The sequence below is a fragment of the Natronospirillum operosum genome (genome assembly GCF_004768465.1).
Classification (GTDB): domain Bacteria; phylum Pseudomonadota; class Gammaproteobacteria; order Pseudomonadales; family Natronospirillaceae; genus Natronospirillum; species Natronospirillum operosum.
The window spans coordinates 70,061-81,717 of the sequence record NZ_SRMF01000004.1 but is presented as its reverse complement, the minus strand read 5'-3'; the positions used below and the strand labels follow the sequence as shown (position 1 = coordinate 81,717).

General features: G+C 62.0%; 15 protein-coding genes and 1 riboswitch. Of the genes, 4 read left to right on the top strand and 11 right to left on the bottom strand.

The window, feature by feature from the left end:
• Positions 1-45: 45 nt before the first annotated feature.
• Entirely contained in the window at positions 46-1,308 is a 1,263-nt protein-coding gene (gene ectB / locus E4656_RS11635; RefSeq protein WP_135483448.1) for a diaminobutyrate--2-oxoglutarate transaminase, read from the bottom strand.
• A gap of 18 nt (positions 1,309-1,326) precedes the next feature.
• A complete protein-coding gene (gene ectA / locus E4656_RS11630; protein WP_135483447.1) occupies positions 1,327-1,815 on the bottom strand; it encodes a diaminobutyrate acetyltransferase in 489 nt (162 codons plus the stop codon).
• A 362-nt stretch (positions 1,816-2,177) separates the two neighbouring features.
• On the opposite strand from ectA, the gene E4656_RS11625 reads away from it, so the two are divergent.
• Complete coding sequence (locus E4656_RS11625; RefSeq protein WP_135483446.1) at positions 2,178-2,663, top strand: MarR family winged helix-turn-helix transcriptional regulator; 486 nt, start codon at positions 2,178-2,180, stop codon at positions 2,661-2,663.
• 20 nt (positions 2,664-2,683) lie between these two features.
• Here E4656_RS11625 and pdxH read toward each other — a convergent pair whose 3' ends face one another.
• The 8 genes from pdxH to moaA form a co-directional block, all read right to left on the bottom strand.
• The gene (pdxH, locus tag E4656_RS11620) at positions 2,684-3,349 is read right to left on the bottom strand and encodes a pyridoxamine 5'-phosphate oxidase (protein WP_240753971.1); all 666 of its coding nucleotides are present in this window, start codon (positions 3,347-3,349) and stop codon (positions 2,684-2,686) included.
• Positions 3,350-3,400: 51 nt separating this feature from the next.
• Complete coding sequence (locus E4656_RS11615) at positions 3,401-3,778, bottom strand: SgcJ/EcaC family oxidoreductase (RefSeq protein WP_205849190.1); 378 nt, start codon at positions 3,776-3,778, stop codon at positions 3,401-3,403.
• A gap of 73 nt (positions 3,779-3,851) precedes the next feature.
• Positions 3,852-4,316, bottom strand: coding sequence for a molybdopterin synthase catalytic subunit MoaE (moaE, locus tag E4656_RS11610; protein ID WP_135483445.1), 465 nt, complete (start codon positions 4,314-4,316; stop codon positions 3,852-3,854).
• 2 nt (positions 4,317-4,318) lie between these two features.
• A complete protein-coding gene (moaD, locus tag E4656_RS11605; protein WP_135483444.1) occupies positions 4,319-4,591 on the bottom strand; it encodes a molybdopterin converting factor subunit 1 in 273 nt (90 codons plus the stop codon).
• Positions 4,588-5,106 (bottom strand): cyclic pyranopterin monophosphate synthase MoaC, encoded by a 519-nt coding sequence (gene moaC, locus E4656_RS11600; protein ID WP_135483443.1) that lies wholly within the window; start codon positions 5,104-5,106, stop codon positions 4,588-4,590. Before moaC ends, moaD begins: the two co-directional genes overlap by 4 nt.
• Positions 5,099-5,635: a molybdenum cofactor biosynthesis protein B gene (moaB, locus tag E4656_RS11595; protein WP_135483442.1), complete on the bottom strand. Its 537-nt coding sequence runs from the start codon at positions 5,633-5,635 to the stop codon at positions 5,099-5,101. Before moaB ends, moaC begins: the two co-directional genes overlap by 8 nt.
• 17 nt (positions 5,636-5,652) lie before the next feature.
• Positions 5,653-6,219: a molybdenum cofactor guanylyltransferase gene (mobA, locus tag E4656_RS11590; RefSeq protein ID WP_167856039.1), complete on the bottom strand. Its 567-nt coding sequence runs from the start codon at positions 6,217-6,219 to the stop codon at positions 5,653-5,655.
• Positions 6,220-6,235: 16 nt separating this feature from the next.
• Positions 6,236-7,204, bottom strand: coding sequence for a GTP 3',8-cyclase MoaA (moaA, locus tag E4656_RS11585; protein ID WP_135483440.1), 969 nt, complete (start codon positions 7,202-7,204; stop codon positions 6,236-6,238).
• A riboswitch (molybdenum cofactor riboswitch) is annotated at positions 7,196-7,352 on the bottom strand. Its footprint overlaps the gene before it by 9 nt.
• Positions 7,353-7,494: 142 nt before the next feature.
• Between moaA and E4656_RS11580 the strand changes: the two genes are divergently transcribed.
• Both E4656_RS11580 and E4656_RS11575 read left to right on the top strand, forming a co-directional pair.
• Entirely contained in the window at positions 7,495-8,157 is a 663-nt protein-coding gene (locus E4656_RS11580) for a tetratricopeptide repeat protein (RefSeq protein WP_135483439.1), read from the top strand.
• 117 nt (positions 8,158-8,274) lie between these two features.
• Positions 8,275-8,598 (top strand): PAS domain-containing protein, encoded by a 324-nt coding sequence (locus tag E4656_RS11575; RefSeq protein WP_135483438.1) that lies wholly within the window; start codon positions 8,275-8,277, stop codon positions 8,596-8,598.
• Here the strand turns inward: E4656_RS11575 and E4656_RS11570 are convergent.
• Positions 8,592-9,959 carry an RsmB/NOP family class I SAM-dependent RNA methyltransferase gene (locus tag E4656_RS11570; protein ID WP_167856038.1) on the bottom strand — a complete coding sequence of 456 codons (1,368 nt, stop codon included), beginning with the start codon at positions 9,957-9,959 and terminating at the stop codon, positions 8,592-8,594. The two genes, E4656_RS11575 and E4656_RS11570, sit on opposite strands and share 7 nt — an antisense overlap.
• Before the next feature lie 117 nt (positions 9,960-10,076).
• Here E4656_RS11570 and lnt point away from each other — a divergent pair, with 117 nt between their 5' ends.
• On the top strand, positions 10,077-11,597 hold the full coding sequence (gene lnt, locus E4656_RS11565) for an apolipoprotein N-acyltransferase (protein WP_167856037.1): 1,521 nt from the start codon (positions 10,077-10,079) through the stop codon (positions 11,595-11,597).
• The last annotated feature ends 60 nt before the right edge of the window (positions 11,598-11,657 follow it).

Below are 11,657 nucleotides of genomic sequence, written 5' to 3'. Positions count from 1 at the left end.
GGCTGCACACGCAGCCTCATTACAGCACCCGCACTAGCGTTCACTTCAGGCCGGGCTGCCGGCACCACGGGTCAGGTTCTGCTCGACGATAGCCGATTGCAGAATATCCAGGCCCCGATCCAGTTCTTCCATAGTGGTGGTCAGCGGCGCCAGGCATTTGACCACTTCATCTTCCGGCCCACTGGTCTCGATGATCAGCCCCTTGCGGAAGCAGTTCGCGGTAATGGCTGACGCAATGTCGCCATCCGGGCACTGCAGGCCGGACATCATGCCGCGCCCTTTCAAGAACAATGGTGTGCCTTCGGCCATCTTGTCCAGACGCGCCCGCAGGTGCTTGCCCTTGGCCTGAACGGCCTCGGCGAACTTGAGATCGCCCCAGTAGTGCTCGAGCGCAGCCCGGGCCGTGATAAAGGCATGGTTGTTGCCCCGGAAGGTGCCGTTGTGCTCGCCGGGTTCGAACTTGTCCAACTCCGGACGGATCAGCGTCACCGCAAACGGCAGACCATAACCGCTCAGAGACTTGGACAGCGTAATGATGTCCGGCTCGATACCGCTGGATTCGAAACAGAAGAAGGTACCGGTACGGCCACAGCCGGCCTGAATGGCATCGGCAATCAGCAGGATGTCATGCTTGCGGCAGATGCTTTCCAGACGCACCAGCCACTCGTCGGAAGCGGCGTTCAGGCCACCCTCGCCCTGTACGACTTCCACGATCACAGCAGCCGGCAGATCCAGGCCGGAGCTGTTGTCGTTCAGCATCTTCTCGAACAGGGCCAGGCCGTCCAGGCCTTCCATATAGCCTTCAAACGGCAGACGGAACACACCATCCAGCGGCATGCCCGCGCCCTGGCGGTGATGCTGGTTGCCGGTCGCGGCCAGCGCGCCCATGGACACCCCGTGGAAACCATTGGTGAACGATACAATGGTATGCCGGCCGGTGACCTTGCGCGCCAGCTTCAGAGCGGCTTCCACGGCGTTGGTGCCGGTCGGCCCGGGGAACATGACCACATGATTGAGACCACGCGGTTCCAGAATGACACGCTGGAAGGTTTCCAGAAATTTCGCCTTGGCATCGGTATGGAAATCCAGCCCGTGGGTCACGCCATCGCTTTCGATGTATTCCAGCAGCGCCGCTTTCAGTACCGGGTTGTTGTGTCCGTAGTTCAGGGTGCCGGCGCCCGCCAGGAAATCCAGGTATTCATTGCCGTCAACGTCGGTCATGACGCTGCCTTTGGCAGACTTGAAGACGCACGGAACGCTCCGGCAATAAGACCGAACATTCGATTCAACGTCTTTGAAGATACCCATGGTTGCTGTCCTCCTGGCCTACTTGAAAGGGCCGATTGTGTAAAGGTATTCGGTATCGTGATGGTCGTCGAAATGGACCTCACGGGTGAAAAATGGCTCATGGCGAATGTCCGCATCCCGGCGTTTGGCCAGCTTGGCGAACACACGCTGCGACGGCTCGTTGTCGTCGGTGATGGTGGTCTGCAGCTGTGTCACCTGCTGGCAGGCCGGCAGTTCGAGCACAAAATCCAGCATGCGCTGGGTCAGGTTCTGACCGCGGGCGGCAGCGGCGACGGCAATCTGCCAGAGGAAATAGGTGTCCGGCTGCCGGGGCGGAATATAACCGGATACGAAGCCAACCAGCTCGTCACCCATCCAGGCCGACACACAGGTGTCACTGAAGTGGCTGCACTGGAGCAGGTTGCAGTAGCGGGAGTTCTCGTCCAGCGGGGGGCAGTTGGCTATCAGATCTGAAACCCGGGGGCCGTCCTCGGGTTTGGGGTTACGCAAACTGATTGGCTTGTCCATGAAAGATTATATGCAGCTTTTCTGCGCTAAGTTGCTGCACAATTCTATCCATCATTCATTCGATGTCAAATTATTTGTGTTGAACTGATCTTGATTTCAGACATACATTTGGTTGATAATTGACCAACAGGCGCCATGACCTCCAGGCTGACAAACAGCCTGAAAGGCCCTGAATGACGCGGAAAACGAACACTCTGGGCCAGAATAGCTGACCCTGACTGTCTGGCTGTCTTTTGCAGGGTCCACGTAAATACATTCAACTGAAAGTAATTGCAGCTTCAGTCTGTTTCGAGTAAAAATAGTTAGACATGATACCAACGCCAGCCATGGGGCCTTTGGTCGCCCCTCGTCGAGGACAAAGCATGAACGAAGACAAGCACCGTGAGGTGATTGCCTCCATCCGGCGCATCATCCGAGCCACGGATGTGCATTCCAGGCAACTGGTCAAATATTCCGGGATGACCTCGGCACAGATTCTGATCATGAACGCCATCGGCTCGGGGCGCTTTCACAACACATCGAAGATTGCCGAAGAAGTGGCGCTGAGTCCGGCCACGGTAACCAATATCGTGGAGCGCCTGGAACACCGCCACTATATCGAGCGGCAGCGCGACGAGCATGACAAGCGAAAGGTCAATCTGTGGCTGACAGAGACCGGTCGCGAAGTGCTGGACAACGCCCCTACGCTGCTGCAGCAGAGTTTTATCGAGCGCTTTGATCGCCTGGAAAGCTGGGAGCAGAACATGATCGTGGCGGCGCTGCAGCGCGTCGCCAGCCTGATGAACGCAGAGAAACTGGACGCCTCACCGGTACTGGATGTCGGCGTCCTGACCCGGCACATGAACTGAAGGACGGCGGCTCACGGCCGCTACGGCTGCAGCCGCTCGATCTGCCAGGCATCGTTGTCCTGGCGGGTGTAGACCAGCCGGTCATGCAGGCGGTTGCGCCGGCCCTGCCAGAACTCGATCTGCTGCGGCACCACTCGAAAGCCGCCCCAGAATTCCGGCAGCGGCAGCGGCTCCTCGCCCGGATAGCGGGCTTCAATATCCGCCACAGCCTGCTCCAGCGCTGCTCTTGAAGCCACCTTGCGGCTCTGCTGCGAAGCCCAGGCCGCGATCTGCGAGGCCCTGGGGCGGGACTGGAAATATCGCCGGGCATCATCAACTGACAGGGACTCTGCCTGGCCGTACACAATCACCTGACGTTCCATCGGGTGCCAGGGAAAATGCAGGCTTGTGCGCGGGTTGTGCTGAATTTCACGGGCCTTGCGGCTTTCCAGATTGGTGAAAAACACGAAGCCACGCTCATCGAGCTGCTTCAGCAGCACCATGCGCTGGCTGGGCTGCCCATCGTCCCCCACGGTGGCCACCACCATGGCCGAGGCATCCGGGCTGAAACCGGCCTGCTGAGCCTGCTCAAGCCACTGGTTGAATTGCTTGAACGGCGAAGGGTCCAGGTCACCGCTATCCAGTGTGCCCTGGGAATATTCGCGCCGCAGGTCCTGCAGGTTCATCAGCTTGTCCTCATCCATCATCGTTGTTGATACCACGGCTCAGATAAACCGAACCGGCCACTACCACCGGCGTCACCCCTCGGGCATGGCCGACGAGTGTTGCTCGATGATCTCCCACTGGTCCTGCCGGCTGCGGTATACAAAGGTAAAACGCGCCCAGACCTGGCTGTTGTCAGCCCCCATGGTGAACAGATAGACGCCCGAATGCAGGGCCAGGTCGCCGTGCACACGCACATGGCTTTCCTGTATTTCGCCCTGTGGTTGCAACTGCAGGAAGTCGATGAAGTAGTCACGAATGCCCGCCCGGTCAGTGCGCACCCGGTTCGAAACGGTGGGCAGCAGTACTGCATCATCGGCATACAGAGCCGCCACCTGCTCGGGGTCGCCACTGGCCAGCGCCTGATTCCAGTCATTGAACAGATTGCGGATGGTCTGGTGATCGTTCGCCAAAGATCAATTCTCCCTTTTTAGATTTGGAACAACAGGTCTGAGCTCGACCGCCTGTGTCCATTCTACCCGAAAATCAGGGTTCCCAGCGACGGGCTCGCTGCTCGTCGGTCTCTCGCGCCTCGACCCAACGCTCGGCCTGCTCGGTCTGCTCTTTCTTCCAGAAGGGCGCGCGCGTTTTCAGCGCATCCATCAGGTATTCGGCGGCAGCAAAGGCCTCTCCCCGGTGCGGGCTGGTCACACCAACCCAGACGATCTGGTCCGCCGGCACCAGACGCCCGACCCGATGAATGATGGCCACCCGGCCCAGACGCCAGCGGGCGCGCGCTTCGGTCACCAAAGCCTGCAGTGCACGCTCGGTCATGCCCGGGTAATGTTCCAGAAACAGGGACTGCACTCGATCACCCTGATTGTAGTCGCGCATACGCCCGACAAAGGTCACCACGGCGCCGTCCTCGGTGTTGGCAGCGGTCAGCCGCTCGTATTCCGCAGCCACCGAGAAGTCCGTTTCCTGTACCTGCACATGATCGACCGGAGTCATGGTCAGCCTCCGGTCACGGGCGGAAAGAAGGCCACTTCGTCGCCCGGCTTCACGGTCTGCTCCGGCCCGGCCATTTCCTGATTCACGGCGACCAGCAGGTCCTCCGTCAGCGCGGCCCAATCATTACCCTGCGCGGCAATATCGCGCCGCAACTCGTTGACCGTACCCGCTTCGGACCAGGGCCAGTGCAGGCGGGGCTGCGGCAGCTCTTCACGCAGACGGGCGAAAAACAGCACGGTTACGGCGGCGGTGGAGGGCTCGGCTGCCGACGTCATGATTGACCTCCGGGCTCTGCCACGTCTTTCATGTCTGCCTGCTGGGCCTGCCAGTGGCCGCTCTTGCCACCCTGCTTTTCCAGTACCCGCAGGTCCCCGATGACCATGCCCGGGTCAACCGCCTTGCACATGTCGAACAGCGTCAGCGCGGCCACCGACGCCGCCGTCAGGGCCTCCATCTCGACACCGGTCTGGCCACTCAGACGACACAGCGCATGAATGGCGACGCCGCCGCGTGCACGATCAATCTCGAAATCGACCTGCACCTTGCTCAGCGCCAGCGGGTGACACAGCGGAATCAGATCGGCTGTTTTCTTGGCCGCCTGAATGCCGGCAATGCGGGCCACGGAGAGCACATCGCCCTTCTTGTGACCGCCCTGCTCGATCAGATCCAGAGTCTCCGGCTGCATGCTGACAAAGCCACTGGCCCGAGCTTCGCGTGCGGTAACAGCCTTGGCCGACACATCGACCATGCTGGCCTCACCGGCCGCATTCAGGTGCGTCAGCTCAGCCATGGGCAGCCTCCTTCGGGGCCCGCACATGGGGCACGAAATTGCAGGGTCGTGTCTGGCTGTTCAGCTGTTCTGCCAGGATGCCCTCCCAGGCCAGCCGGCAGGCGCCGGTCGACCCGGGCAGGCAGAACACCAGGGTACGGTTGGCCAGACCGGCCAGGGCGCGACTCTGCACGGTTGCCGTGCCGATATCGGCCAACGACAAATGGCGGAACAGTTCGCCAAAGCCACCAACGGTCTTGTCGAACAGCGGCAGCAGAGCTTCCGGCGTCGAGTCCCGACCGGTCAGGCCGGTACCACCGGTCACCAGCACGGCCTGGATAGCCGGATCGGCAATCCAGCCGGAGATGACGGCACGCAGCACATAGACATCATCCCTGACCAACTCGCGGGCCTGCAGATGGTGGCCGGCGGCCTGCAGCTTTTCGGCCAGCAGATCACCGGAGGTATCATTGGCAGCGGTGCGGGTATCCGACACCGTCAGTACGGCCATGTTCAGGGGCTCGAATTCAGCAGCAGCATGATTGCTCATGGCAGACAATCCTCAGTTCAGTCTTGCAGTTGGGCCAGAGTCTTCAGGTCCTCTGGCGTATTGATATTGCACAACCGTTGCGGTTCAGCTGCGTTCAGCCAGCTCAGTTCAGCACCGAGGTCGGCGACCAGCGCCTTCACGGATCGCGCCTGCGGGGTCTGTGCAGACAATCTTGCCTGCACTCTGTGCAGACAATCCGGGGTCGAGTAAAGGGCCAGCGGAAACAGGCTGTCCCGGTAGGCCGCATGGGCGGTATCGACCGCCTGCAGGGCCGTCAGGTCCGCCCGGGTGACTCTGGGCATATCCACCGGCAGGAACAGGCAGTGCTGGCCGGGGAAGGCCGTCAGTGCTGCCGCAATGCCCGCCAGAGGGCCGGGTTGCCCGGGGTGCAGGTCGGGCAGTTCGGCCGCGCCGCTGACACGGACATGAGCGCAGACCTGCTGCAGGCAGGTCACCGCATGATCCTGCCAGGAGTGGGTGCCCGCTGCACCGGGCCAGGGCAACTGCGCCTTGGGCTGGCCCATGCGCCGGGAGCGTCCACCTGCCAGTACAATGCCTACCCACTCATGGCTTTTGATCTGCATACTGTCTACCGCCAATCTATCCGCCCAGCATGGCCAGATGCCGGGTAATTCCGGTATCCCGCTCATGCAGCCCATGGGTAGCCTTCTTGTCGCCCAGCGCCGCCTGGATGACAGCAGCCAGGTCTTCACGCTGATCATCATGCTGCAGCCAGGGCCGCAGGTCATAGCCGTGATCACCGAACAGGCACAGATGCAGCTTGCCCTGGGCCGATACCCGCAGCCGATTGCAGGTGGTACAGAAATCGGGACTGTAGGGCATGATCAGGCCAATGCGCCCGGCATAGTCCGGGTGCCAGAATTCCTGCGCCGGGCCGGCATCCTGCCGCCGCACCAGTGGTTGCCAGCCCTCCAGCAGCAGTTGCTGGCGCACATTGCTCAGCGGCACATGATGACGCTCATAGAAACCCGGGTCGGCCCCGGTTTCCATCACCTCGATAAAGCGCATGGTGACCGGCTTGTCGCGCAGCCAGTGCAGAAAATGCCCCAGACGGTCGTTGACGCCACGCATGTAGACGGCGTTGACCTTGACGGTCAGCCCCGCTGTCAGCGCCATATCCAGGCCTTCCAGTGCCTCGCGCAAGCGGTCATGCCCGGTTATGGCCTGGAACTGGTCCGGGTCAAGTGAATCGATACTGAGATTGATCTGATCCAGGCCGGCAGCGTGCCAGGACGCCACATGCGTGGGCAGACGATAACCATTGGTGGTGACGGCTACACGCTCGATACCGGGGGTCTGACGGGCGTCACCGATCAGCTCACTCAGGTCCCTGCGGATGGTGGGCTCACCACCGGTCAGGCGGATCTTGCGGGTACCGTAATGGGCAAAGACAGCCATCAGCCGGCGCAATTCATCACGGCGCAGAAATGCGGAGGCAGGCGGGCCGTCATAGCCATCCGGCAGGCAGTAGGTACAGCGGAAATTGCAAATTTCCGTGACCGAGAGACGCAGGTAATAGAACCGGCGCCCGAACGAGTCGGCAAACATGATTGAACCCCTTTCCAAGTGTCGGGAGGCGCGAGCGTTTCCACCCTGCACCCTGTCACGCCCACCGCAACGGTTGGCATGAGGCCAGAGGTCCATCCGCCAGAGAACTGGCGGTACAGGCGCCCCTGGCTCGGAGCTTCGATACGCAGCAGCTTTTACGCTTACTGCAAGTTTCTGGTTTCCATCCTACGGCTGGCGCGTAAAATAGCAACCGGAGAACCGCACCAAAGATGCATTCAAGGCGCCGGTTCATATTTTATTGATCTGAATCAATTGCGGGAGCCCGGCCAGTGAGCGCAGCCACCTTTTCCACTGCTGACAATATCATCGATGTCACTGAACAGACCTTCATGCAGGACATTGTCGAGCAGTCCCGCACCAAGCCGGTACTGGTCGATTTCTGGGCGGACTGGTGCGGCCCCTGTCAGAACCTGATGCCGATTCTGGAAGGGCTGGCACAGGCCCAGCCGGATCGCTTTGTACTGGCTCGCGTCAATGCCGATGCCGAGCAGGGCCTGACCGCCCAGTTCGGGGTGCGCAGCCTGCCAACCGTGGTGCTGGTGCTTGACGGTGCACTGGCGGGCCATTTTACCGGGGCCAAGAGTCAGTCCGAGGTCGAGGCCTTTCTGGACGAGCACCTCGGCCCGCTGACAGAGGCCACAGAGGAGGCGGTGGAAGCGGAATCACCACCCGAACAAAACGCGGAACTGGACCTGCTGGAAGCCAGCTATCAGGCCGACCCGGGCCCGGCCAGCGCACACGCTCTGGCCATGGGTTGTGCTCAGGCCGGACAATACGAGCGCGCCTTCGAGCTGCTGCTGGACCTGCTGCGGCAGGATATGGACTGGAACAACAACCAGGGGCGGCAGGATATGCAGCAACTCTTTGGCGAGTGCCCGGACAAGGCCCTGGTGGCCCGTTATCAACGGCGGCTGATGACGCTGCTTTTCTGACACCCCAGGCCGTTTGGACCACCCCGGCGCTACAAATCGAAACGTCGGCACCGGTTCCGGTTTGACACCCTGGTCTATACTTGGCATGACGCGCAGAATTCAAGCTGCAGATGCCTTATGACTGACTCTACTGCAACCGACTCGTCCGACACCGCCCTGCGTGCACTGCTTGATGCTCTGCCTCTGGGAGTACTGCAGGTGAGTGACAATGGCCGGATCACGCTGGCCAACGCCTATGCCCGGCGGCTGCTGCATACTGCGGAGCACAGTAGCGAACTGAATGTGCATGACCTGATGCCGGCCGGGCTGCTCGACCTGGCGCCCGGCGAAGGCATTCACTGTGTGGTCGGCGGCATGGCCTGCCAGGCCCTGCTGACCCGTCTCGAATCGGACCTGGCACCGGCTCGGGTCATCACCCTGATCCCGCAAAGTCGTTACTGAGCAGGCGCTTCGGATCGGCGCAATACGGCGTAATACATGGTATCCGCATCCGCCTCCGGAAAACCGACCAGTTGCTGATGACTCAGCCTGAACTCCGGCTGCCGCTGCAGCCAGGCCATGACCAACTGTTCGTTCTCTGCCGTCAGCCAACTACAGGTCGCGTAGACCAGGGTGCCACCGGGTCGCACTGCCGGTGCGGCCTGATCCAGAATGCGGGTCTGCAGGCGGGTCAGCTCTGCGACCTGATGCGAACTCAGGCGCCAGCGGGCGTCGGGGTTGCGGCGCCAGGTGCCGGCACTGGTGCAGGGCGCATCGACCAGTACGCGGTCAAACCCACCCTGTTGGCGCGCCTCCCGCGGCAATTTCAACGGTGCCTCTGCATCCCACTCGAAGCGCCGAATGTTGAACCAGCCGGCACGCTTGGCCCGACGTTTCAGTTCTTCCAGCTTCCAGGCGCGGATGTCGGTCGCGGTAATGGCGCCCAGATTGTTCATGCGACTGGCCAGTGCCAGCGTCTTGCCGCCGCCACCAGCACAGGCGTCCCAGATCAGTTCACCGGGCCGGGCACCCACGGCGCGGCTGATCTGCTGGCTGGCCCAGTCCTGAATTTCGATACCACCGAGACGAAAGGCGGCGGTCTGGAAGATGCTGCGCCCACCCCGAGCCTTGAGGGCATCCTCGTCCGCATCCACGGTAAATCCGACCTGTTTCAGTTCCTGCTCCACGGCAGCAGCCTGGGCCGGTTTCTGCACCCGCAGCCACAGCGGCGGACGGATGTTCTGCCCGGTGCAAAACCGCTCCACCTGCTCTGCCGTCCAGCCACTGGCTTGCTGACGCTCGGCCAGCCAGTCGTGCCAGGCCGGTCGCCAACCGTCCAGCAGCCAGGCCAGCCGCTCATCCGCCGCCCATTGCGCCTGCACCCGCTCCCAATAGGGCGTGCGGAAGGGTTCATCTTCTATTTCGCGCGGGTACTCCGCCGTACCGGGCAGGAGCTGAATCAGCCAATACCAGAGGACGGAGGCCGGCAGCTCACGTGCCGCCTGCCAGATCCGGTCGCCTGCCAGTTCGGCATCACGCTCCAGCGCATAGGCAGCCATGTCGCTGACCTGCCGCTGATACCCCTCCTCCAGCAGCGTCAGCGGCAGCAGGTAGCGCATCACGGTGAACAGGGCATCAGCGTAGAACAGGCGGTCCTGCCGACCAAACTGCTTCTGACTGCGTAATTGCTGACTGAGCCAGCGGTCGACCTGGGGCAGTTCGGGCTCCGCCGTCAAACGCTCCCACAGCTGGCCCAGATGCGGATACCGGTAACCCCGAAAGTCCGGCATGACCGGCTGCAGTGAAGGCAGGTTGTAGGGCATGGCGTTTACACGTCCTTTAGCGAGTGCCTGCGGATAGCCCGCTGGCATCAGGTTGCTTTGTTACCGGGAGCAGGCGATGATGTGCGCCATTTGCGGCCCGGCAGGAACGGCATGGTAATGGCTCTGGCAGCTCAGATAAACTCCGTTTTGAAGCAACAGCCCATCGCGGCAAGAGCAGCACTGCTGTTTGGCGGTGCTCTGGTGCCGCTGATATTTGCGCCCTTCAATGTCTGGCCCCTGGCCCTGGCCCTGCCGGTGCTGTTCTGGTGGCTGACAGCGGACCAGGCACCGCGCCGGGCTTTCTGGCACGGCTGGTGGTTCGGGGCCGGCTTCTTCGGTACCGGTATTTCCTGGGTCTACTTTTCCATGCGCACGGTCGAGACCCCGGTCTGGATCTCGCTGGTGCTGACGGTCAGTTTCTGTCTGGCCATGGCCTTCCTGTTTGCGCTGCAGGCCGGGCTGCCGGCGCTCCTGCGGCGCTGGCTGCGCGTGCACTGGCTGCTGTACCCGGTCCTCTGGCTGGCCTTCGAGGGCCTGCGCAGCACCCTGTTTACCGGCATGCCCTGGTTGCTCTGGGGTACCATTGGCACTGACACCGTGCTGCGCGGCTGGCTGCCGGTCGGGGGTGTCTTTCTGCTCGGTTTTCTGCTGCTCACCTGTGCCGCTGCGCTCTGGCAGTGGCGTCCGTCCGTGCGCATGAGTGCAATCACCCCGGTACTGCTGTTGCTGCTGACCTGGGGCGGTGGCGCCGCCCTGCTCGACCGCGACTATACCGAATCGGCCCGGGAGACCCCCCTGATGGTGGCTGCCATGCAGGGCAATGTTGATCAGTCCATCAAATGGCAGCAGCGGCAGATTGTGCCCAATCTGCGCCTGTATCAGCGCCTGAACAGCCAGCACCCGGAGGCTGAGCTGCTGGTGTGGCCGGAAACCGCCATCACCGCCTTCCCGGAAGATATTCCGAATCATCTGCATGACCTGGATACCGAGCTGCGGGCCAATGGTAAGGGACTGATTGCCGGGCTGCCCCTGTGGGGCGAAGGCAGCGACTACTACAATGCCATGCGTGGCTTCGGTGCTGCCCGGGGCGACTATGCCAAACAGAACCTGGTGCCCTTTGGCGAGTACCTGCCGCTGCAGGGGCTGCTGCAGGGTCTGATCGCCTTCTTCGACCTGCCCATGTCCGGCTTTTCACCAGGTCCGGCAGGACAGTCACCGCTGCAGCTGGAACTGGGCGAGGACAGCTGGCAGATCGGCGCTCTGATCTGCTATGAAGCGGCCTACCCCGGCCTGTCACGCCAGCAGGCCGCCGACAGCCACCTGCTGGTGGTGATCAGCAATGATGCCTGGTTCGGCCGCAGCCTGGCGCCGGCACAGCATCTGCAGATCACCCGCGCCCGGGCGATAGAAAACCAGCGCGACATGGTACGCGCCACCCAGAACGGCATCTCGGCTCTGATCAACCATCATGGCCAACTGCTGGTTCGAACACCCCAGTTCGAAGTCGCCACCGTCAGCGGTCAGCTGTTTCTGCGCACCGGTCAGACCCCCTATCAGCGCTGGGGCAACAGCCTGGTCTGGCTGCTCGCCATGCTGACGGTTCTGGTCGCCCTGGCTCGCGGCTACTGGTCGAAATAAACCCGCGTCTCGGGTATCCTTGCGCACCAGACAACAACCTTCCGCACCCGGCGGCGGCAA